This is a genomic window from Actinocorallia longicatena (assembly GCF_039534125.1).
GTDB lineage: Bacteria > Actinomycetota > Actinomycetes > Streptosporangiales > Streptosporangiaceae > Actinocorallia > Actinocorallia longicatena.
On the sequence record NZ_BAAAUV010000055.1, the window covers coordinates 1 to 19,749 of the forward strand.

At 70.1% G+C, this 19,749-nt stretch carries 23 protein-coding genes and 1 tRNA gene; 8 read left to right on the forward strand and 16 right to left on the reverse strand.

What is annotated here, in order from left to right; translation table 11 throughout:
• Nucleotides 1-138 precede the first annotated feature (138 nt).
• The 3 genes from ABD785_RS40340 to bcp form a co-directional block, all read right to left on the reverse strand.
• Entirely contained in the window at nt 139-804 is a 666-nt protein-coding gene (locus tag ABD785_RS40340) for an MEDS domain-containing protein (RefSeq protein ID WP_344839974.1), read from the reverse strand.
• Between the two features lie 180 nt (nt 805-984).
• Nucleotides 985-1,059, reverse strand: a tRNA-Leu gene (locus tag ABD785_RS40345).
• Nucleotides 1,060-1,086: 27 nt separating this feature from the next.
• Complete coding sequence (bcp, locus tag ABD785_RS40350; RefSeq protein WP_344839977.1) at nt 1,087-1,554, reverse strand: thioredoxin-dependent thiol peroxidase; 468 nt, start codon at nt 1,552-1,554, stop codon at nt 1,087-1,089.
• Between the two features lie 87 nt (nt 1,555-1,641).
• On the opposite strand from bcp, the gene ABD785_RS40355 reads away from it, so the two are divergent.
• Nucleotides 1,642-1,986 (forward strand): DUF3618 domain-containing protein, encoded by a 345-nt coding sequence (locus ABD785_RS40355; RefSeq protein ID WP_344839979.1) that lies wholly within the window; start codon nt 1,642-1,644, stop codon nt 1,984-1,986.
• On the opposite strand, the gene ABD785_RS40360 is transcribed toward ABD785_RS40355, so the two are convergent.
• The 6 genes from ABD785_RS40360 to ABD785_RS40385 form a co-directional block, all read right to left on the reverse strand.
• Complete coding sequence (locus ABD785_RS40360; RefSeq protein WP_344839982.1) at nt 1,983-3,245, reverse strand: family 4 glycosyl hydrolase; 1,263 nt, start codon at nt 3,243-3,245, stop codon at nt 1,983-1,985. The genes ABD785_RS40355 and ABD785_RS40360 overlap by 4 nt on opposite strands.
• Entirely contained in the window at nt 3,242-4,309 is a 1,068-nt protein-coding gene (locus tag ABD785_RS40365) for a PfkB family carbohydrate kinase (RefSeq protein ID WP_344839984.1), read from the reverse strand. The genes ABD785_RS40360 and ABD785_RS40365 overlap by 4 nt, the downstream gene beginning before the upstream one ends.
• Before the next feature lie 71 nt (nt 4,310-4,380).
• The gene (locus ABD785_RS40370) at nt 4,381-5,559 is read right to left on the reverse strand and encodes an amino acid deaminase/aldolase (protein ID WP_344839986.1); all 1,179 of its coding nucleotides are present in this window, start codon (nt 5,557-5,559) and stop codon (nt 4,381-4,383) included.
• A gap of 45 nt (nt 5,560-5,604) precedes the next feature.
• Nucleotides 5,605-6,450: a CE1 family esterase gene (locus tag ABD785_RS40375; protein ID WP_344839988.1), complete on the reverse strand. Its 846-nt coding sequence runs from the start codon at nt 6,448-6,450 to the stop codon at nt 5,605-5,607.
• Between the two features lie 62 nt (nt 6,451-6,512).
• Nucleotides 6,513-7,577, reverse strand: coding sequence for a cytochrome P450 (locus ABD785_RS40380; protein WP_344839990.1), 1,065 nt, complete (start codon nt 7,575-7,577; stop codon nt 6,513-6,515).
• Nucleotides 7,570-8,979, reverse strand: coding sequence for an ABC1 kinase family protein (locus tag ABD785_RS40385; protein ID WP_344839993.1), 1,410 nt, complete (start codon nt 8,977-8,979; stop codon nt 7,570-7,572). The genes ABD785_RS40380 and ABD785_RS40385 overlap by 8 nt, the downstream gene beginning before the upstream one ends.
• Nucleotides 8,980-9,032: 53 nt before the next feature.
• Here ABD785_RS40385 and ABD785_RS40390 point away from each other — a divergent pair, with 53 nt between their 5' ends.
• Complete coding sequence (locus ABD785_RS40390; RefSeq protein WP_344839996.1) at nt 9,033-9,623, forward strand: TetR/AcrR family transcriptional regulator; 591 nt, start codon at nt 9,033-9,035, stop codon at nt 9,621-9,623.
• Nucleotides 9,624-9,650: 27 nt separating this feature from the next.
• Here the strand turns inward: ABD785_RS40390 and ABD785_RS40395 are convergent, their stop codons facing one another.
• From ABD785_RS40395 to ABD785_RS40405, 3 genes are all read right to left on the reverse strand, one after another.
• Complete coding sequence (locus tag ABD785_RS40395) at nt 9,651-10,787, reverse strand: hypothetical protein (RefSeq protein WP_344839998.1); 1,137 nt, start codon at nt 10,785-10,787, stop codon at nt 9,651-9,653.
• A 32-nt stretch (nt 10,788-10,819) separates the two neighbouring features.
• A complete protein-coding gene (locus ABD785_RS40400; protein WP_344840002.1) occupies nt 10,820-11,362 on the reverse strand; it encodes a DUF4365 domain-containing protein in 543 nt (180 codons plus the stop codon).
• 67 nt (nt 11,363-11,429) lie between these two features.
• Complete coding sequence (locus ABD785_RS40405) at nt 11,430-11,813, reverse strand: ATP-binding protein (RefSeq protein ID WP_344840004.1); 384 nt, start codon at nt 11,811-11,813, stop codon at nt 11,430-11,432.
• Nucleotides 11,814-11,935: 122 nt separating this feature from the next.
• Between ABD785_RS40405 and ABD785_RS40410 the strand changes: the two genes are divergently transcribed.
• The gene (locus ABD785_RS40410) at nt 11,936-12,745 is read left to right on the forward strand and encodes a helix-turn-helix domain-containing protein (RefSeq protein WP_344840006.1); all 810 of its coding nucleotides are present in this window, start codon (nt 11,936-11,938) and stop codon (nt 12,743-12,745) included.
• A complete protein-coding gene (locus tag ABD785_RS40415) occupies nt 12,742-13,035 on the forward strand; it encodes a DUF397 domain-containing protein (RefSeq protein WP_344840009.1) in 294 nt (97 codons plus the stop codon). Before ABD785_RS40410 ends, ABD785_RS40415 begins: the two co-directional genes overlap by 4 nt.
• Before the next feature lie 94 nt (nt 13,036-13,129).
• Here ABD785_RS40415 and ABD785_RS40420 read toward each other — a convergent pair whose 3' ends face one another.
• From ABD785_RS40420 to ABD785_RS40435, 4 genes are all read right to left on the reverse strand, one after another.
• Entirely contained in the window at nt 13,130-13,540 is a 411-nt protein-coding gene (locus ABD785_RS40420) for a VOC family protein (RefSeq protein ID WP_344840011.1), read from the reverse strand.
• Between the two features lie 79 nt (nt 13,541-13,619).
• Nucleotides 13,620-14,432 (reverse strand): helix-turn-helix domain-containing protein, encoded by an 813-nt coding sequence (locus ABD785_RS40425; RefSeq protein ID WP_344840029.1) that lies wholly within the window; start codon nt 14,430-14,432, stop codon nt 13,620-13,622.
• A 34-nt stretch (nt 14,433-14,466) separates the two neighbouring features.
• Entirely contained in the window at nt 14,467-15,102 is a 636-nt protein-coding gene (locus ABD785_RS40430; protein WP_344840014.1) for a DUF47 domain-containing protein, read from the reverse strand.
• Between the two features lie 13 nt (nt 15,103-15,115).
• Complete coding sequence (locus ABD785_RS40435) at nt 15,116-15,991, reverse strand: inorganic phosphate transporter (protein ID WP_344840016.1); 876 nt, start codon at nt 15,989-15,991, stop codon at nt 15,116-15,118.
• Nucleotides 15,992-16,167: 176 nt separating this feature from the next.
• Here ABD785_RS40435 and purU point away from each other — a divergent pair, with 176 nt between their 5' ends.
• The 4 genes from purU (at nt 16,168) to ABD785_RS40455 (ending at nt 19,656) form a co-directional block, all read left to right on the forward strand.
• On the forward strand, nt 16,168-16,998 hold the full coding sequence (gene purU, locus ABD785_RS40440) for a formyltetrahydrofolate deformylase (protein WP_425547883.1): 831 nt from the start codon (nt 16,168-16,170) through the stop codon (nt 16,996-16,998).
• Nucleotides 16,999-17,047: 49 nt separating this feature from the next.
• A complete protein-coding gene (locus ABD785_RS40445; protein WP_344840021.1) occupies nt 17,048-17,653 on the forward strand; it encodes a DUF6286 domain-containing protein in 606 nt (201 codons plus the stop codon).
• A complete protein-coding gene (locus ABD785_RS40450) occupies nt 17,653-18,171 on the forward strand; it encodes an alkaline shock response membrane anchor protein AmaP (RefSeq protein ID WP_344840023.1) in 519 nt (172 codons plus the stop codon). Before ABD785_RS40445 ends, ABD785_RS40450 begins: the two co-directional genes overlap by 1 nt.
• Before the next feature lie 279 nt (nt 18,172-18,450).
• A complete protein-coding gene (locus ABD785_RS40455; RefSeq protein WP_344840026.1) occupies nt 18,451-19,656 on the forward strand; it encodes a cytochrome P450 in 1,206 nt (401 codons plus the stop codon).
• Nucleotides 19,657-19,749: the final 93 nt, after the last annotated feature.

Consider the following 19,749-nt stretch of genomic DNA (forward strand, 5'->3'; position numbering starts at 1 on the left):
GGCCACCATGGAATGGGTCGCCTGGTACAATTCTGAGCGGCTACATTCCTACTGCGGGAACGTTCCCCCGGCCGAGTACGAGGAGACGTTCCATCGACCAGCCGCCGGCACCGGCCTGGCGAGCGAGAACCACGCGATCTAGCCTCCAACTTCGCCGGGGCGGCCCACCTCCTCGAACCGCCCTTGCCGCGCCTCATCGAGTTCGCCCTTCAGATGCAGCCCGAGCGGCTGGTAGGTCCGGGTGATCGACAGCACCGGATCGTCGAAGTCGGGGTTGGGGATCACCCGCACCTCGTGGTGCTGCTTGAGCAGGTCGAGCTGGCCCGGATCGCATCTCCGGACGTCGGTCTGGCAGATGGCCGTCACGGAGATCGACGGGCAGACGTGCCCCGCGAACTCGCGCTCGCAGGAGTCCAGGCGGGCGTCCCCGAACGGCTCGGAGAAGGCCCAGGACATGTCGGGCGTCACGCGGATGCCGCGGAACTCCTGCTCGTCGGCCTTCTTGATCTCGTCGGACAGCGTCTCGACCATCTTGGCGGGATCGAACATCCCTGCCGTCAGGCACGCCTCACCCACCGGGATCAACGTGAGCAGCCCCGCCCGGACGGCGGGCCCCAGGTCCTCCCCGAACATTCCGGGGAGCTCCCAGGCCTCGGCATCGGTCACATAGATGACCTTGTCCCGGATCGACAGCCCGTGCCTGACCCAGTCCCCGATGACGTGCCCCTGCTCGCTCTCACTGCCATAAGGCAGCCAAGCATGATCCCCCGGTAGCAGATCCCTGACCGATCTCCGGACGAACATGAGCCCTCATGCCTCCCCGCACCGCCAGTCCCCCCAACATACGCTCACACCCCCGCCCAAGCCCCCCGTTCTTTTCACATACCGGGACCCCAATCCGTAACGTAACGAACACGCTACTTTCCGTGAAACGACAAAAGGGACAGCCGGTCGGCTGTCCCTCATATCGTGCTGTTCGCCTTGTAGGGCCGGTGGGATTCGAACCCACAACCACACGGACCTAAACCGTGCACCTCTGGCCAGTTGGGCTACGGCCCCAACGGCTCCGACCCTACCAGCGGCCGGTCACAGGCCGAGGTCCTTGCGGAGACGGGCGACGTGGCCGGTGGCCTTCACGTTGTAGTAGGGCTTCAGGACCGCGCCCTCCTCGTCGATGAGGAACGTGGAGCGGATGACACCGATGATCCGCTTGCCGTAGAGCATCTTCTCGCCGAAGGCGGCATAGGACTCCAGGACCTTCTTCTCCGGGTCGGAGAGCAGCGGGAAGGTCAGGTTGTCGCGGTCGCGGAACTTGGCCAGCTTCTCCGGCTTGTCGGGGCTGATCCCGATGACCTTGACGCCGGCCTCGGCGAGGTCGGGGAGCGAGGCCTCGAAGTCGACGGACTCCTTGGTGCAGCCCGGGGTCATCGCGGCCGGGTAGAAGTAGACGATGACCTTGTGGCCGCGGAAGTCGGAGAGGGAGACCGGGGTGCCGTCGGCGTCGGGGAGGGTGAAGTCGGGGGCGGGCGCGCCCTGCTCCAGGCGGTCGGTCACGGGGTGTCCTCTCGAGTGTCGGTGTGGGGTTCCAAAGTACCGGGGGGTTGGCGCGCCGGGGGGACACGACCTGCAAGACTGATCTCCATGGGTGACAGAGATCCGGACGAGGTCGAGCAGGAGATCGAGCGGACCCGGGAGGAGCTGGCGCGGACCATCGACGCGCTGCACGACCGGGTGAGCCCGAGCAACGTCGTGCACCGGACCGGTGACCGGGTGCGCGAGGAGATCAACAAGGTCGCCGTGACCCTCGGGTCGATCATCGCCCCCGGCAAGGACGGCGAGTCGCCGCTGACCGATGAGCAGCGCAAGCGCGCCCTGGTCATCGGCGGGGTCCTGCTCGGCGGGACGGTCCTGCTGATGATCGGCTCACGCCGCAGGAAGCGCAGGACCGCCAAGGAGCTCGTGCTCGCCTGGGGCCCGCAGGACTAGAAGAATCGGGGCAGGTCGGCCCGGTGGGCGGCCAGGCCCTCGTCGAGGATCGCCCCGGCCGTGTGCTTGCTCCTGATGAAGGGGTGGGCCATCAGCGCCTGGAGCGCGATCTTGCGGTCGCCGGTGGTCGCCGCCCGTCCGGCCAGGCGCTCGTAGGCCGCGACGGCCTGGGTGAGGCCGCGGGTGGGAAGCGGGATGTCGGGCACGGGCAGGGCCCGGGGGCCGTCCCGGCCGACGTCGCAGGGGATCTCGACGGTGGCGTCCGGTGCCAGTGAGGCGATGGCGCCGCCCGCGTTGGGGACGTTGAGGATGAGCCTGCGGTGCTCGTCGCCCGCGATGGCGCAGATGGTGTCGACGGCGAACTCGCCGTGCTCGCCGCCGCCGCGCTCGCGGCTGGGGTCCGGGTCGGCCTTGCGGGACTCCTCGGTGATCTGGGCGAGGAAGCCGGGCAGGGTGGCGAGGATGTCCTCGGCGCGGGTGGTGCCCTTGGCGCGGAGCTCGGCGACGACCTCGTCGTGGAAGAAGTAGTACTTGGCGTAGGAGTTGGGCAGGTAGCCGAGGGCCCTGCCGAGCTCGGTCATCCGGGACGGGTCGCGCCAGGGCGTCGCACCGCCGCCGGGGGCGGACAGGGCGTCGAGCAGCGGCGGGAGGTCGAGTTCCACTCCCTTGTGCCGGACCCTGGACGCCCAGGTGAAGTGGTTGAGCCCGATCCAGTCGGCTTCGAGGCCGTCGAGGCCGAGCAGGTCCTCCCACATCTCGGTGTCGCCGACGTGCTGGTCGCACAGGCCGATGAAGCGGCGTCCGGGGAAGCGCTGGAGGACGGCGTCGGTGACGATGCTGGTGGGGTTGGTGTAGTTGATGATCCAGGCGTCCTCGGGGGCGTGTTCGGCGATCTCGAGCAGAACCGGGACGGACCGGCAGGCCATGAGGAAGCCGCCGGGGCCCGCGGTCTCCTGGCCGACGACGCCGTGCCTGAGCGGGATGGCCTCGTCGAGGTGGCGGGCGCGCATGCCGCCGGGCCGGAAGGTGGTGAAGACGAAGTCGGCGCCGTCGAGGGCGGTCTTCAGAGAGGAGTGCTCGGTGACGGTGCACAGGTCCTTGAGCATCCCGCGGGCCAGGCGCGCCATGAGGGCCTGCGCCGGCTGGTCGGTGTCGTAGCAGGCGAGCTCGGCGCCGCGCAGATCGGCGGCCCGGTGCAGGACGCCCCGGATGATCCCCGGCATGTAGCCGCTGCCCGCGCCCACGATCGTGATCTTCACGGGACCAGCCTACGCAGGGTCGGCTCGGCCCGGGTCACGGCGTCGGGGCCGCTCTCCAGCTCGGTCTCGGGGATGTAGGGGACGACGAAGGCGTAGCCGGCGAGGATCTCGGCGGGGACCTCGGCGGACTCGCCGAAGTTGGCGATCTCGCCCCAGCAGGGGGCGCCGAGCGAGCCGCTGTAGTGCCGGACCGACAGCCCGGCGCACAGGTTGGCGAAGCGGAGCCGCTGTTCGAGGCCCCAGTCGGCGAGGGTGCCGAAGACGAAGGCGGCGGCGAACACGTCACCGGCCCCGGTGGGGTCGAGGGCCTGGACGGGCAGGGCGGGCGCGGCGACCCGCAGCTCCCCGGACGCCCCGAGCGCCCCGGCCGCTCCGCACTTCACGACCACGGTCGGCACGAGGGCGGCCAGCTTCTCCAGGGCCTCGGCGGCCGATCCGGTGCGGGTGTAGGCCATGGCCTCGACGGCGTTGGGCAGGAAGACGTCGACGTCCCTGAGCCGGTCGAGGACGTCGGCCGACCAGGTCTCGGTGGGGTCCCAGCCGAGGTCGGCGACCACGATCCCGCCCGCCGCGCGCAGCTTCCTCGCCCACTCCGGGACGGGCAGGGCGATGTCGATGACGCAGGTCCGCGCGCGGGGCGGGGCGTCGAGGAGGACCGGGGGACCGGGTTTGACGTAGGTGACCATGCTGCGGTCGGCGTCGTAGGCGAGGGAGACCGTGACGGGTGACGACCAGCCCGGGACGTGCCTCGACCAGGTCAGGTCGACCCCCTCCTGCTCGGAGAGGGTCCGCCACAGGTAGGAGCCGAACATGTCGTCGCCGAACGCGGCGGCCAGCCCGACCCGGAGGCCGAGCCTGCTCATGGCGACCGCCATGTTGGCGACCCCGCCGGGCGCGGAGCCGAGGCCGTCGGTGATCATCTCACCGCCGGGCGGCGGCAGCCCGGGCAGTCCCGTGAAGATCATGTCCATGAAGACCTGGCCCGACAGGAAGACGTCGAGGCCGTCGGTGTGCAGGGGGACCCGGTCGCATTCGGGACCCGGCCGGAAATCGTCAGAGCTCATCGGGTTCCGTAGCGCTCGTGATCACCGGGCCGTCCGCACGCGTGCGGGACTCACCCATGCGGCACCTCCGCCTAGAGGAAGGTCTGCCCCTCGCCCCGGTAGGTGGGGACAGTGCGAACGATCTGTTCGTCTTCGATCAAATGTACGGCCTCGAAGCGCTCGCAGAGCTCACCGGCCTTGGTGTGCCGGAACCAGACCCGGTCCCCGATCTCCAGGGCGCCGGCGCCGGGGCCGACCAGCGGTGACTGGACCTCGCCCGCGCCCTCGAGGCCGGTGAATTTCAGCCCCGCGGGAAGGTAGGGCTGGGGCAGGCGCATCGCGTCGCCGGGACCGGAGGCGAGGTAGCCGCCGCCGAGGCAGGTGGCGATCCCGGGGCCCGGCCGCCGGACCACCGGCAGCGCGAAGAGCGCGGCGGGGGTGGCCTTGAAGGCGCGGTAGTGGTCGAACAGGTGGGGCTGGAGCAGCCCGGAGCCGGCGGCGACCTCGGTGACGGCCTTCTCCGCGACCGTCCATTCGACCGAGCCGGTGCCGCCGCCGTTGACGAACTCCAGATCGGTGAGCGCCCGCACGGCCGCGACGATCTCGCCGCGCCGCCGGGCCAGCTCGATCCGGGACCGGGACTGGATCGCCCGGATGGCGCGGCCCCTCAGGGGCTGTCCCGCCGGGGCGTCGCCGACGCCCGCGATCTGGGACTCGTAGGCCATCAGCCCGACGAGCCGCAGGTGGGGACGCTTGAGGATCTCCTCGGCGAGGGCCGCGGCCTGCCCCGCGGTGACGATCGGCGACCGGCGCGCCCCGATCTTGAACTTGCCGCCGAGGACCTGGTAGGCGGCGTCGAGGTCGATGCAGACCCGGATCGGGTGACCCTCGGCGGGCAGCAGCTCCAGGTGCTCGGCGCAGTCGACCATCACGGTGATCGTCCGGGCGGCCTTCTCGTCGGCGGCCAGCCTCTTCAGGGCGCCCCGGTCGACGGTCGGGTAGGCGACGAGGATGTCGTCGCTGACGCCGAGGGAGCTCAGCCAGAGGGCCTCGGGCAGGGTGAAGGCCATGATCCCGCCGAAGCCGTCGAGGGCGAGGACCTCCTCCAGCAGGGCGCGGACCCGGACGGACTTGCTGGCGACCCGGATCGGCTTGCCGCCTGCCCGGCGGACGAGGTCGGCGGCGTTCGCCCGGAAGGCGTCGAGGTCGACGATCGCGAACGGGGGGTCGAGCTCCGCGGTCGCGGAGTCGTAGCGCGCCTTGAGGTCCATGACGTCACACTGCCACAGAAACCCGAAACATGAATAGTCTTCACATCATGTTGTGCTGAAGAAATTCCACAGGTCACGGGCCATGCCCTCGGGCCATTCGTGGGTGCCTCCGGCGCGGGTGCACACCCGAACGGTAACGGATCCCTCGCTCTGGCGGCACTTCCCGTCCTGTTCGAGGGCGCCCAGCTCGTCCTCCTTGAGCCAGAAGTCGACGGCCTTGCTGAACGGCGGGAACGGCCGCTTGTCGTTGAAGTCCCGCTGCCCGCCGCCCTTGTAGGGCACCGACCGGTCGGCCGTCCCATGGACGATCATCGTCGACACCGGCCGCGACGGGGCGCAGTCCATGATCAGTGCCGCCGAGACGACCCCGATCGCCCTGACCTTCCCGGGCCCGTCGCAGGCCATCTTGTAGGCCAGGCCGCCACCGTTGGAGAAGCCCGTCACGAAGATCTTCTTCGGGTCGGCCACGCCCTGGCCGACGAGCTTGTCGATCATCTTGTTGACGAATCCCACGTCGTCGACCTTGCCGACCTTCGCGGGCCCGCAGCAGCCTCCGGCGTTCCAGCTCAGCATGAAACCGTCCGGGTAGGCCACCACGATCTTCTCGTCGTCGGAGACCCCGTCGAAGCCGCTCTCCTTCTCGAACCGCTCGGCGTTGCTGGCCCCGCCGTGCAGCGCCACGACCAGCGGCGCGGGCCCCTTGAGGCCCGCCGGGACCCGGAGCAGGTACTCCCGGTGCCCCGGCGTCCCGACATCGAGCTTGTACCGGTGCGTCCCCGTCGCCACCGGCGGCTTCGCCGTCTTCCCCGGCTTGCGTTCGGGCTCGTCGGTGCCCTGGCATCCCGCCAGGGCCAGGCAGCAGACCGTCACGAACAGCGCGAGTCGTCGCATGCCGACGAACCTAACCCACCCGTGATCGGCCAAACTCGCCGCGAAGTGAGATGGGTCTCAGGTCAGCCGTGCAGGCCCGAGACGCGCAGTTCGTCGAGGGCGTGGAAGGTGGTGGAGGAGCGCCATCGGTGGGATTCGAGGCGCAGGGCGGGGAAGGCGGTGAACAGGCGGGGGAGGGCCTCGACGGCCTCCATCCGGGCGAGGGCCTGGCCGAGGCAGTAGTGGATGCCGCTGCCGAAGGCCAGGTGGGGGAGCGGGGCGCGGGACAGGTCGAGCGGGCCCTGGCCGCGGCCGGCCTCCTGGAGCAGCACCTGGACGGTGTCGCCCGCGGGGATCAGCTCGCCGTCGAGGCGATGGTCGGTGAGCGCGGTCCTGGCGGCGGTCTTGATGGGGCCCTCGACCCGCAGCAGTTCCTCGACGGCCCGCGCCGGGTCGGCGAGGAGGTGGGGGATCTGCGACGGGTCCAGGAGGAGCGCGAGCGCGGAGTTGGCGATGAGGTTGGCGGTCGTCTCGTGCCCGGCGGCCAGCAGCAGGACGCAGGTCGTGGCGACCTCGGAGTCGCTCAGCCCGTCGGGGACGGCCAGCATCGCGCTGATGAAGTCCGCTCCCGGACGGTTGCGCCGCTCGGCGATGTAGGGGGTGAGGAACATGGTGAGGTCGGTGGCCGCGGCCGTCGCGCCGACCATGTCGTCGGCGGTGGCGCCGAACTCGAGCTGCCTGACCAGCGCGGGAGTGAGGTCGAGGAGCAGCTCGGCGCCGTCGCTGCCGACGTCGAGGAGCTCGGCGATGACGGCCACCGGGATCAGGTAGGCGACCTCGTCCAGCAGGTCGATCGAGTCGTCGAGGCCCTTCAGCACCGCCTCGACGATGTCGACCACGCGCGGGCGGAGCGCCTCGATCGACCGCGGCGTGAACGCGGGGCTCAGCAGCCGCCGGATCCGGGTGTGGTCGGGCGGGTCGGAGAACAGCAGGTTGCCCGGCGGAAGCTCCTTCACCTCGGGCGGTGCGCCGCGGATCAGGCGCGGGTCGCTGCTCCAGCCGCCGCCGCGCAGCACCGCCGACGCCTGCTCGTGGCCGGAGACGAGCCAGCTCCCGGAGGGCTCGTCGTAGCGGACGGACTCAGACACGGACGCCTCCCCAGAACTCCTGGTCGAGCTCGCCCATCGGCGTCGCGGGCGGCCCCGACCGGTCCCACTCCCACCGGATCAGCTCCCAGTCGGCGGTGGCGTAGAAGGCGCTGAGGACGGCCGACATGCCGAGCTGGATGCGCGTCAGCATCGTCATGCCCGGGTCCATCCGCCACTTGCGGAGGTACTCGCCGTAGGGGCCGTTGACGCCGAACTCGACGGCCGTCGCGGCGTTCGTGCTCTCGGGTGTGTAGGTGTAGGGCTGGGGACGGGTCCAGGCGGAGAGCGTCTCGGTCCACCAGCCGAGCACCTGGCCGGGCGGAGGCGCGTCGGCCGGGTCGAGGACGCCCCGCGCGAAGTGCAGGTCCATGAGGGCGTCGGCGTCACCGGCGACGGCCCCCTCGGCGAGGCCGACCATGAAGGCGACGGTCTCGGCGGGGAAGCGCTTGACGGAGCCGAAGTCGAGGAAGGTGACCGTCCCGTCGGCGTGGAACAGGTAGTTGCCGGGGTGGGGATCGGCGTGGAACAGGTGCATCCGGCGGATGCTGCCGATCGTGAACCGGAACATGGCCTCGCCCCAGCGGTTCTTCAGGTCCTGGTCGTCGACGGCCAGCGCCGCGCGGTACCGCATCCCCTCGACGAACTCCATCGTCAGCACCCGCCGCGACGACAGCTCGGGGAACACCTCGGGGATGCGGATGAAGGGGTGGCCTGCGTAGGCGTCGCGGAACTCCTGCTGGTTGCGGGCCTCGGCCAGGTAGTCGATCTCCTCGCCGATCCGCTCGGCGACCTCGCGGGCGACGGCACGGACGTCCATGCGGGTGAAACCGCCCGGGACCAGGCCGCGGCCCATCTGGAAGAACGTGGCGAGGAGTTCGGTGTTGGCGAGGTCGGCGCGGATCGCCTTCTCCACGCCCGGGTACTGGATCTTGACGGCCACCGTGCGGCCGTCGTGGGTGGTGGCGCGGTGGACCTGCCCGATGGAGGCCGCGGCGACCGGTTCGGGGTCGAAGGAGGCGAAGATCTCCGACGGCGGCGCGCCGAGCTCCTCCTCGACCATGGCGGCGGCCATCTCCGGCGGCATGGGCGGGGCGTCGTCCTGGAGGCGTTCCAGGGCCCGCTGGTAGATCGGCTGGTACTCGCCCTCGACCGAGACGCCCACGAAGGACATGATCTGGCCGGCCTTCATGAGGACGCCCTTGGAGCGTCCGAGCTGCTCGGCGTACCGTTCCGCCGCCCTCTCGTGGAAGGCCGCCGTGTCGGCCTCGGAGGCGGGGCCGCGCACCCGCCTGCGCAGGGAGGCGACCACCGCCTCGCCCGCCGTCCTGCCCGCCAGCCCGACCAGCGGCGCCGTGCGCGCCATCCGGCCACCCTTGATCTTGCCCTCGTCCCGCTCAGCCATTTCAGACCCCCAGGAAGTAGCGTCTTTGGTCTCCTCAGTGTTTACTTAGGAACATGACGACGTCAACCCGTGACCGCATCATCGATTCGGCGATGGAGCTGTTCGGCCGCAACGGCTACAAGGGCACGAGCGTCGCCCAGATCGAGAAGGCGGCGGGCCTGACCCCCGGCGCGGGCGGCCTCTACCACCACTTCCGCACGAAGGAGGCGGTGCTCGCGGCCGGCATCGAACGCCACCTCGACCGCGTCGCCGCCCTCCGCGACATCCGCTCGGTCTTCGCGGGCGTCGGCGACCTCCGCACCGAACTCACCCTGACCGCCCGCTACGCCCTGGCCGAGCTGGACAGCGAGACCGAGCTGCTCCGCATCGTCGCCTCCGAGGCCAGAGCCCGCCCGGAGCTGGTGGAAGGCGCCGTCCAGCAGCTGATCGGCGCGACCCTGGAGGGCTTCGCCGCCTGGCTCCGCGACACCGCCGCCGTGCCCGCGGAGAAGGCCGACGCCACGGCCGCCGTGGGCCTCGGCGCCCTCCTCACCTCCCGCCTCCTCCGGGTCCTCCTCGACACCGACCCCATCTCCGTCCCCGACGACGTCCTCATCACCACCTGGGTCGAGATGATGCACGCCCACCTCACCACCGGCCCCTGACGGAAACCCGCCCAGGGCCTGCGGAGCTCACTCGTCGTCGAGGGATTCCAGGACGGAGAAGGTCGTGAGGTTCCGCAGGTAACGGCGGGTTCCCCGGATGTCGAGGTCGCCGGAGGCCCGGACCTGTTCCCCTCGTCCGTGGGCGCGGAGGGCGCGTGCGTAGTCCTCGGCGGCGAGCTCGACCCTGACCTTGCGGAAGACGTCGGTGTCGTCGTCGATTCCGTGGACGACGATCTCGCCGGGTCCGTGGTTGGTCTGGCGGAACAGCCGGACCACGAGGCCGGAGACGGTGACGCCGGGGCGCGGCTGCCGCGTCCTCAGGAACTCGGCTGCCTCGGCGAGGATGCGCTGCTGGGCCGGCGTGATCTTCAGGCTCTCGGGAGGCATGGCCGTCCCGGCGCGCGGGGAGAAGGCGAAGCGGATCTGGTAGATGTCGTGATCCGAGCCGCCGAGCATGCTCAGGGCCGCGAGCTCGGTGGCGTTCGCGACTTCCTGGCGGCCGAAAGCCGACAGCGGCCGCGCTCCTTCACCGACGGCCGTGGCGAGCTGCTGGGCCTGCCGTACCGCGGTGAGCATCCTGCCGGTGACGCGTCGGCCGTAGGGTTCGGCTGGAGCGTCGAGGAGCGCCTGCTGCCCCGCCAGTTCTCCTCGGGACTGCGCTTCGGGGAAGCCATCGGTCAGGGGAAGAGAAAGCGCCAGGACGAAGCTTCCCGGTTGCGCGGCGAACCTGGCGTTGTCCGCGAAAGCCTCGGCGCGCTGTGAGCGTCGCGAGGGGAGGACGAGAGATCGCGCGTCCAGGGCGGACGCGGAAGCGACGACCCATTCGCGAAGCGCGGTGACAGCGATCTGCGCCATGCCGAGCGGGGCCTCGCCTGGTGGCAGATCAGGCGTCAGCCTCACGGCGACGGTGTCAGCGCCGCCCACCGCGATGTCGTCGAGAACCTCGCGGACGAGCCGGTGTTCCGCATAGGCGATGGCCCGCAGCGCTTCGGTCATCCGATCGGGCATGTCCAGGACGCCGTCACGCACCGGAAGGACGACCTGGATGTCCGGACCACCGATCGCGCCTGGACGCCACGAGACGGTGCGGTCGTCCTGGTCATCGAGCGTCCAGCCCGCGTTGCTGAGATACGCGGTGAGCTCGGCCAGTCCGGGGGGTGACACGGCGTGCCTCTCGCGTTCAGCGTCCGACCTGCTCACAATAGCCCCCAGACATCGAATTCGGGCACCGGAGTGCTCCTTCGCACCCCGTAGGTCCCCAGCATCCGTTCCAGTCCGGGTCCGTCCAGCGTGTTGGAGGCGGGCAAGGTCACGGCCTGGCTCTTCACGTTGGACGATGCGGCCGACCCCTCGAGCGAAAGCCAGGAGCCATGGCCGACCAGCAGCGTTCCGTCCCCGGTCAGACGGATGTGCTCCTCGTCCGCGCGCAGGCCGATCACCACCAGGATCCGGCGTGTGGAGTGGTCCGCCCTGCGCAGCACCTCGTAGGTTTCCACATCGAGGTCGTAGGAGTAGTCGCCATTCGCGAGCTGACGCAGATCGACCGTTGTCTTGACCTGAACCAGCACCGACGGGTTGCGGGTGTCGTGAACGACCCCGAGGCGGGTCAGCAGGATGTCGGCTTTCTGCAGGTCGAGCGTGGTGGGTCGGCCATGCAGAATGCCGCAGCCCGCAGCGACGGCCTCGACCCAGGCCTCGCCGAAGTCGCCCTGCAGCAGGTTCTGCTCCTGAGTCCGCACGCTCTCATCCTGACCCATCGACGATCGGGCTGATCGCCCTTCGAGTGACTTTCACCTGCAGGACGGTTCAGCCGACCTTCAGCAGTGCGAAGACGGTTTTTCCGCCGAGGAAGGGGCGGACGCCCCAGTCGAGGGCGAGGGCCGTGACGATCAGCATGCCGCGGCCGTCCTCGTCCTCGGTGGAGGCGGTGCGGGGGCGGGGGAGGTCGCGGCTTCCGTCGGCGACTTCCAGGCGGAGGGCGTCGTCGCGCTCGCGCACCACGCGCACGCTGATGGTGGTGCCGTGGCGGATCGCGTTGGTGACGAGCTCGGTCAGGACGAGCGCCGCGTCGTCCGCGCCTTTGCGGACCTCCCACTTCTCCAGGGCCTCTCGCAGGACGTCCCGAGCCATTCCCGCGGCCTCGGGCACCGCCCCGAACATCGCGGAAACAGACTCCCTCTCCCGTTCCATCCGCCGACCTTTCAATTGAATACAGTGCGTTGTGGATAACTCCCTTAACTGTGGTGCCGCAGAGTTACCGTGGGAATGCGTTTCCGTGCTACTCCCCGACGTAGCGATCCAGAGGACATCAAATGCCCAGCTCAGAGCCGATCGACCCCGCGACCGACCTGTGGTCTCAACTGGCCTATACGCTGCGCGCCCTGCGCGAGTCACGCGGCCTGACGCAGGATCAGTTGGCTAAGGAGCTATACGTGACGAGGCCGGCCGTCCAAGCCTGGGAAGGGGGTCGTAACCGACCGGATCGGGCGACGATGCAGGAGTACGACAAGTTCTTCGCTACCGGGCGTCTCTGCGAGTCGGCAAGGCATCACGCGACCCGTGAGCATGTGTACTCCTGGCACGAGGAGTTCTTCGCAAATGAGGCGATCGCCACCTGCATCAGGGCTTATTCGGCGTCGCACATGCCGGGGCTGCTTCAGACGGAGGCGTACATGCGTGCGGCCGGTGGCCAGTTCAAGAACATCGAGACCGTGGTGCGTCAACGGCTCGCGAGGCAGAAGCGGCTTGACGAGGCTGGAGCCCCTCGCTGTTGGACGATCATCGACGAGTCCGCGATCAGACGTCCGTGTGGAGGCGAGCCGGGCATCATGCGTGAACAGCTCGCGCACCTGATCGCCATGTCGGAGCGAGAGGATCTCACCATCCTCATAGTCCCGGAGTCTGCCGGTGTCTACGTCGGCCTTATCGGCGACATTACGCTGCATACGCTTCCCGACCTGAAGGTGGTCGGCTGGGTGGAGGCGCACTTCGGTGGAAGGCTTCTCGAGGACCCGATCGAGGTTGAGCGGCTTCAGATATTGTTCGACCGAATTCGAGACAAGGCGTTGCCCGATCGACTGTCTCGCGATCTGATCTTTCGCACGATGGAGAGGCTCCAGTGATCATCCAGTGGCGCAAAAGCACCTACAGCCAGCCCGATGGCAGCAACTGCGTCGAGGTCGGCTGGAGGAAGAGCAGCTACAGCAATCCTGAAGGCGAATGTGTCGAGGTCGGCTGGCGTGTCAGCAGCTACAGCGCCAACGACGGCGGCAACTGCGTCGAGGTGAGTCTCGGGGTGCGGCCGGTGCTGGTGCAGGACTCGAAGCGGCCCGAAGGCGGCCATCTCGCCGTGGGCCGGAGCTGCTGGCGCGCGCTGGTCGCGGAGGTCAAAGTCGGCGCGCTCGATCTGTGACGAGCCGGACGAGAGGCTCACGCCGATCTGGGATGCCTCGATCCGGAGGCCCCTCCGGTGGTGGCCACCGGAAGGGCGTGCCCCCGGACGGGGGTCAGGTTCTGCGCGGTTCGCCTCGGTAGGTGCCGAAGGACCAGAGGTTGCCCTCGGGGTCGCGGGCGGTGAAGTCCCGGGAGCCGTAGTCGGTGTCGAACGGCGGGCGGACGATCACGGCGCCGCCCTTCACGGCCCGGGCGTGCACGTCGTCCACGTGGTCGGTGACCACGTAGGAGCCCGAGCCTCCCGGGCGGAGCGGCCAGGGGTCGTCCGGCACGTCGCGGACGGAGCCGAGCATCACCCCGCCGCCCTCGGGCCAGGCCAGCTCGGCGTGGTTCACCGTCGTCCCGTCCCCATGGACGACGGTCTCCTCGAACCCGAACGCGTCGACGAGAAATCTGATCAGGCCGTAGGCGTCATCCGCCCGCAGCGTGGGCCACACCTGCGGCGCCGGTGTCATTTCGCTCATGCCTCGATCCTCTCCCCTGCGCCGGGCCGTGGCTTGGACGTTTCGGAAGCCCGGGCCGCGCGTCGGCCGAGGACCGGTATCAGCCCGACGGGGGCTTGGCCTCGATGTTCGGGAGCTCTTCGGCGAGCCAGCGGGTCGGGGGGAGGCCGGTGACGGCGTTGAACTCGCGGGCCAGGTGGGCCTGGTCGAAGTAACCGCAGGCGGCGGCGATGCCCGCCAGGTCGGTGGTGCGGGCCTCGACGAGACGGCGGGCGCGGGTGAAGCGGAAGACGCGGGCGGCGGCCTTCGGGGTGAGGCCGGTGGCCTCGGTGAACCTGGTCCGCAGATAGCGTTCGCTCCAGCCGGTCCTGCGGGCCAGCTCGGCCACCGGCACCTTGCCGCCCGACCGGGCCAGGAGCCGCCAGGCCCACGCGACCTCCGGAGCGATCCCGGGCGCGTCCCGCGCCGGGCGCAGCGCCCCGGCCAGCCCCTCGTCCACCGCTAGGAAACGCTCCTCCCACGTGACCGCGGCGGCCATCCGCTCCTGCACCTCCACGGCCCCCGGCAGCACGTCCGCGGCGTCCACGCAGAGCCCGGCCAGCTCGCCCGCGGGCATCCCGAACAGCGCCGCCGCGCCCAGCGGGCGCACCCCGATCTGCACCCCGCACTGGGTGCCCTCGTGCGCTATCAGCGTCGGTGTCGTGTGCAGCCCGGCGGCCAGCGCCTCGTACTTCCGCCCCGCCGAGCCGTCGGAGTGCTCCGCGACGGTCAGCGGCTCCGTGAACGTGAAGATCAGCGTCAGCACCGGGGACGGCAGCCCGCGGTGCAGCCCGGGCACCCCGCCGACCTCCCGGTACCCGTGGTACCAGGAAACGTACGGCCGCAGGACGGGCGCGGCGGCCCGATGGACCATCTCCACGCCCCCAGTGTGCCCTGCCGCGAAACGATCAGTGCCAGCGCTTCATCGATCCGTCGGCGATCGCGTCGGCGGCGTCGCAGATGTGCGACCCGGCCAGCTCCAGCCGCCGGACGAGCTCACGTTCCTTCATCATGTCCGTGGTCATCTCACCGGTGAGGACCCGGGCGATCTCGTACTGGTACAGCCGCCGGATCGCGCCCCCGGCCTTGCGGGCGTCCAGGGCGCTCATCGCGGCCTCCGACGGGTTCGACATCAGCTCGTGAACGGCCTTCTCCAGCGCGTCGACCCCGGTCAGGACCTCTTCGAGCATGGGCGTGAGGTTCTTGCGCCCGGGGACCCGGTAGAGATGCGACTCGCGGACGAAGTCCCGCAGCGTGTCGAGGACGTCGTCGAGGGAGCGCGACAGCCGGAACAGGTCCTCGCGGTCGATCGGCGTGACCAGCGCCGACGACAGCCGGTCGACCACGACCTCCCGCTGACGGTCGCCGCGGTGCTCGATGGCCCGCATCCGCCGGTGGGCCTCGGTCCGTCCGACCAGCCCCGACGTCATCGCCTCCGCGAGCCGGGCGCCCTCCCGGGTGGCCTGCAACTGCCCGACGAGGCCGTCCTCCAGCACGTGGTCCATCCGGCCGGTCATCAGGCCGAAGTAGCGTTTCAGTCTCATGTGACACTCCAGCTCATGTGACGCTCCAGGTGAGTACCGCGGCGAGCGCGACGGCTCCGGGCAGGGTGAGCATCCAGGCCAGCACGAGCCGCGAGGCGGCCTCCCAGCGGACCCGCCCGGCGCCGCCCGCGCCGATCAGGCCGCCCGCCATGGACTGGGTCATCGACACCGGCGCCCCCAGCGCGGCGCTGCCGAGCACGGCCCCGGCCGAGGAGACCTCGGCCGCGACCGCGTGGACCGGCCGCACCGCCAGCAGACGCCCGCCGAGCAGCGCCCCGGTCCGCGGCAGCCCGTACAGCGCGCCGATCGCGAACAGCAGCCCGATGAGCGGTGTCACCCAGAGGTGCGATCCCGCGGTGATGAGGAAGACGGCGAGCATCTTCTGCCCGTCGTTGGCCGCGTAGGCCAGGCACTGCCCGAGGAAGCCGAGGACGTGCGCGCCGCGCAGCCCGTCCAGGTTCAGCATCCGGACGACCGGAGCCGCCAGCAGCCCGCCGGCCAGCGGCGCCGCCAGCCCCACGGCCAGCACGTACCCGACCCAGCCGTAGGAGACGGGCAGCCCCGCCCCGATTCCGGCCCCGGTCAGCCCGCCGACGGTAGCGAGCGTCAGCGAGGTCGGCCGTCCGGCCCTGGTCAGCACCAGCACGACGGCGAGCGCCGAGCAGACGCCCACCGCCACCGGGACGGGCGAGGCGAAGGAGACGAGCCGGTCGGTGAAGGTCGAGGCGACGGCCGTCGTCAGGAACGCCGGAACCGCCACGACGCACACGGTCAGGGTCGTGAGCAGCACCCACACCCGGGGAACGGCGAGCTTCAGGCCGTTCGTCAGCAGCGCCCCGCCATCGTTGGCCCCGGTCACCAGGGCGAACACGATCGCCACGGTGAGCACAGAGCCTCCAGGGTTAACAAAAGGTGAACAGAATCTGAATTATAAATGGATTCCCTCGGGAGGGCTGGGATAACTGTGAGGGCGAGCACGCGCCACCGGCTCTAAAATCGTTCCCCTGGCGCTGGAGGGCCCGGGCCGGATCACAAGATCCCGGATCACAAGATCAAGGTGTGACGTTGAGCTTCGTACTGACGCTGTCCTGCCCAGACCGTCCCGGCATCGTGGCGGCCGTGTCGGGCCTGCTCGCCGCCGGTGACTGCAACATCCTGGAGAGCCAGCAGTACGGCGACCCGGCCACCGGGCGGTTCTTCCTCCGGGTCCAGTTCGACGGCAGTGACCACGTGGTCCGTCCCGAGATGGCGGCGCTCGCCCGGGAGTTCGCCTTCGACTGGGCGCTGACCGACTCCGCCACCCGGATGAAGGTCATGATCCTGGTCAGCAGGGAGGGGCACTGCCTCAACGACCTGCTGTTCCGGGTCAGGTCGGGGCTGCTCGACATCGACGTGGTCGCGGTGGCCTCCAACCACCCCGACATGCGGCCCCTCACCCAGTCCTACGGGATCGACTACCACCACCTGCCGCAGTCGCTGGGCAAGCCGGCCCAGGAGGCGGAGATCGTCACGCTGGTCCAGCACTACCAGGCCGACCTCGTGATCCTCGCCCGGTACATGCAGATCCTCACCGACGACCTGTGCGCCAAGCTCCAGGGCAAGGTGATCAACATCCACCACTCGTTCCTGCCGTCCTTCAAGGGCGCTCGCCCCTACCACCAGGCCCACGCGCGGGGTGTCAAGCTGATCGGGGCGACCGCCCACTACGTGACGCCCGACCTCGACGAGGGGCCGATCATCGAGCAGGAGGTGGCCAGGGTCGACCACTCCCAGACCCCCGACGACCTGCGCAGGGTCGGCCGCGACATGGAGTGCCTCGCGCTCGCCAAGGCCGTCAGGTGGCACGCCGAGCACCGGGTCCTGCTCAACGGCGAAAAGACCGTCGTCTTCAGGTGAGCGGTGCTCGCATGGTGGCCCGGTCGTGACAGAGCGTTACGATCTCCTCATGGGGGAGACCACTCTGGCGGCCGAGCTTCTGGGCGACGCCGCGAAACACCGGGCCGCCAGACGGGCCTCGGAGCGGGAGTTCCGGGCCGGGCGGGCGACCGCCGCCCTCGTCGTGGCGGGGGTCATGACGGTCGCCGGCGGGCTGGCCTCGATGGAGATCGTCGCGCGCAGGGGCGGCGGGAACGTCCTGCCCCGCGCCTGGGTGGATCCCGCTCTGGCGGAGCTGCACCGGGTCGCCTGGCACGCTCCGGGCGTCCAGGCGGCGGGCTGGTCGATGCTCGCCGTCGGGCTGCTGCTCCTGCTGCACGCGCTGCTGCCGGGCCGGGCCGGGATGGAGCCGCTGGCGGCCGACGGCCTCTATGTGAGCGCGGCGCTGACCAAAGCGGGACTGCGCCGGACGGTCCTCGACGCGGCCCTGGCCGTCTCCGGGGTCGAGGAGGCCTCGGTCCGGATCGGCCGCCAGGTGACCGTCACGGCCCGGACGGAGCTGAGCAATCCCGGCAATCTCGCCGACATCCTGCGCACGGCCGTCGAGGCCAGGCTCGGGGAGCTCCATCCCGTGCGGCGCCGCACCGTGGCCGTCCGGCTGAGCTGGCGGCGCTGATGGGCAGGCGGGTGGCGCTCGCGCTGGCCGGGCTCGCGCTGTGCGCGGCGGGCGGGCTGGTCGTCTGGTTCGGGTTCGCGCGCGGCGACGACACGGTCGTGACCGGGGATCCGGGGGAGTCCAGCGCGTGGTTCTGGCCCGTGGTGATCGCCGTCCTGACCGCGGTGACGATCGGCGGCCTCGCCTGGCTGCTGACCCAGGGGCGGGGGGCGGCGCTGCGCCGGTTCGTGCTGATGGGCGGCTCGCGCCGGATGATGACCAAGGCGGCCACCGCCGAGCTGGCCCAGGAGATCATCAGGCTTCCGGGCGTCCGGGACGTGCGGATCCGGCTGACGGGCTCGCACAGCAGGCCGCGGCTGGTCCTGTCGGTCTTCTGCGAGGAGAGCGCGGATCTCGGGATGCTCCTCGGCCAGATCGGCGAGCAGTCCGTCGGTCGCTTCCGGTCGCTGGTCGCGATGCCCGAGCTGCACGCGGTGCTGCGTTTCCGGCTCGTCTACCGAGAGACGAGAGTCGCGTAAAGACTGCTCTACCCCTTTTTGTCCGCTTCAAGGGCGATGTGACCGGTCGGGGCGCGTACATTTCTAACTAGTCGCTCCTGCTTCGTTACTGAGGGGGTAGGTATCGATTGAATGTGGTAGTGAACGCAACGTTATTCCTCCACTTCAAGGGGGTCGGCCTACGATTGAGACAACTTAGCTAGACCTTCTGCTCGAGAGACCGGTGGAGTGATCTTTACTCCGCCGGTCTTTCCCTTTTATGGTGATTAGCGTGAATTATTCGCCAGCCGAGGGAGCTTCATGAGCACGGGCACACCGGACATCCTTTCCGCCGAATTCGCGGCGGATCCCTACGGGGCCTACGCGGTCCTGCGGGAGGAGGCACCCCTCCTGTGGCACGAGGGGATGCAGTCCTACATCGTGTCCCGCTACGAGGACGTGGAGCGCGTCTTCAAGGACCAGGTCTTCACCACCGCCAACTACGACTGGCAGCTGGAGCCGGTCCACGGCAAGACCATTCTCCAGCTCAGCGGCCGGGAGCACTCCGTGCGACGGGCACTGGTCGCACCGGCATTCCGCGGGAGTGAACTCGAGCAGAAGTTCCTTCCGGTCATCGAGAGCAACGCACGCGAACTTATCGACGGTTTCCGGGGACGGGGAACCGCTGATCTGGTCGAGGAATTCGCCACCCGGTTCCCGATCGGCGTGATCGTCGACATGCTCGGCCTCGACAAGGCCGACCACGCGCGGTTCCAGAAGTGGTACACCTCGATCATCGCCTTCCTCGGCAATCTCAGCCAGGACCCGGACGTCACCGCGTCCGGCCTGCGGACCAAGGAGGAGTTCGCCGAGTACATGATCCCGATCGTCCGGGCCCGGCGCGAGAACCCCGGCGACGACCTCCTGTCGACCCTGGTCACCGCCGAGATCGACGGCGAGACCATGAGCGACGAGGACGTCAAGGCGTTCTGCAGCCTCCTGCTGGCCGCCGGCGGCGAGACCACCGACAAGGCCATCGGCAGCCTGTTCGCGCTGCTGCTCCAGCACCCCGAGCAGCTCCAGGCCGTCCGGGACGACCGCACCCTCATCCCGCAGGCCTTCGCCGAGACCCTGCGCTTCGCCCCGCCCGTCCACATGATCATGCGCCAGCCGGCCGAGGACGTCGAGATCGGCGGCGGAACGGTCCCGGCGGGCAGCACCCTGACCGCGCTCATCGGCGCGGCCAACCGCGACGAGCGCCGCTACAAGAACCCCGACGCCTTCGACATCTTCCGCGACGACCTCAACGCCAAGAACGCCTTCTCGGCGGCGGCCGACCACATGGCCTTCGCCCTCGGCCGGCACTTCTGCGTCGGCGCCCTGCTGGCCAAGTCCGAGATCGAGGTGGGCGTCAACCAGCTCCTCGACGCCCTCCCCAACCTCCGCCTGGCCGACGGCCACACCCCCGCCGAGAAGGGCGTGTTCACCCGCGGCCAGGCCGCGCTGCCGGTCGTCTTCGACGCCTAGGGTCTGTTTCAAAGTCAACTGCCCTACTGCGCGGCGTCCAGGCACGCACCTCGCGAGGTTGTCGTCGGTCGCCGACCCAACCAGGTCGACTCC

Excerpts from the sequence above, each read along its gene's own strand:
- ABD785_RS40375 (WP_344839988.1), bottom strand. The coding sequence starts at position 6,450 with ATGCGACGACTCGCGCTGTTCGTGACGGTCTGCTGCCTGGCCCTGGCG.
- ABD785_RS40420 (WP_344840011.1), bottom strand. The coding sequence starts at position 13,540 with ATGAGCGAAATGACACCGGCGCCGCAGGTGTGGCCCACGCTGCGGGCG.
- ABD785_RS40405 (WP_344840004.1), bottom strand. The coding sequence starts at position 11,813 with ATGGAACGGGAGAGGGAGTCTGTTTCCGCGATGTTCGGGGCGGTGCCC.
- ABD785_RS40365 (WP_344839984.1), bottom strand. The coding sequence starts at position 4,309 with ATGAGCTCTGACGATTTCCGGCCGGGTCCCGAATGCGACCGGGTCCCC.
- ABD785_RS40425 (WP_344840029.1), bottom strand. The coding sequence starts at position 14,432 with ATGGTCCATCGGGCCGCCGCGCCCGTCCTGCGGCCGTACGTTTCCTGG.
- ABD785_RS40455 (WP_344840026.1), top strand. The coding sequence starts at position 18,451 with ATGAGCACGGGCACACCGGACATCCTTTCCGCCGAATTCGCGGCGGAT.
- ABD785_RS40370 (WP_344839986.1), bottom strand. The coding sequence starts at position 5,559 with ATGGACCTCAAGGCGCGCTACGACTCCGCGACCGCGGAGCTCGACCCC.
- ABD785_RS40410 (WP_344840006.1), top strand. The coding sequence starts at position 11,936 with ATGCCCAGCTCAGAGCCGATCGACCCCGCGACCGACCTGTGGTCTCAA.
- ABD785_RS40450 (WP_344840023.1), top strand. The coding sequence starts at position 17,653 with ATGGGCAGGCGGGTGGCGCTCGCGCTGGCCGGGCTCGCGCTGTGCGCG.
- ABD785_RS40340 (WP_344839974.1), bottom strand. The coding sequence starts at position 804 with ATGTTCGTCCGGAGATCGGTCAGGGATCTGCTACCGGGGGATCATGCT.
- ABD785_RS40430 (WP_344840014.1), bottom strand. The coding sequence starts at position 15,102 with ATGAGACTGAAACGCTACTTCGGCCTGATGACCGGCCGGATGGACCAC.
- ABD785_RS40385 (WP_344839993.1), bottom strand. The coding sequence starts at position 8,979 with ATGGCTGAGCGGGACGAGGGCAAGATCAAGGGTGGCCGGATGGCGCGC.
- ABD785_RS40355 (WP_344839979.1), top strand. The coding sequence starts at position 1,642 with ATGGGTGACAGAGATCCGGACGAGGTCGAGCAGGAGATCGAGCGGACC.
- ABD785_RS40390 (WP_344839996.1), top strand. The coding sequence starts at position 9,033 with ATGACGACGTCAACCCGTGACCGCATCATCGATTCGGCGATGGAGCTG.
- ABD785_RS40445 (WP_344840021.1), top strand. The coding sequence starts at position 17,048 with ATGGGGGAGACCACTCTGGCGGCCGAGCTTCTGGGCGACGCCGCGAAA.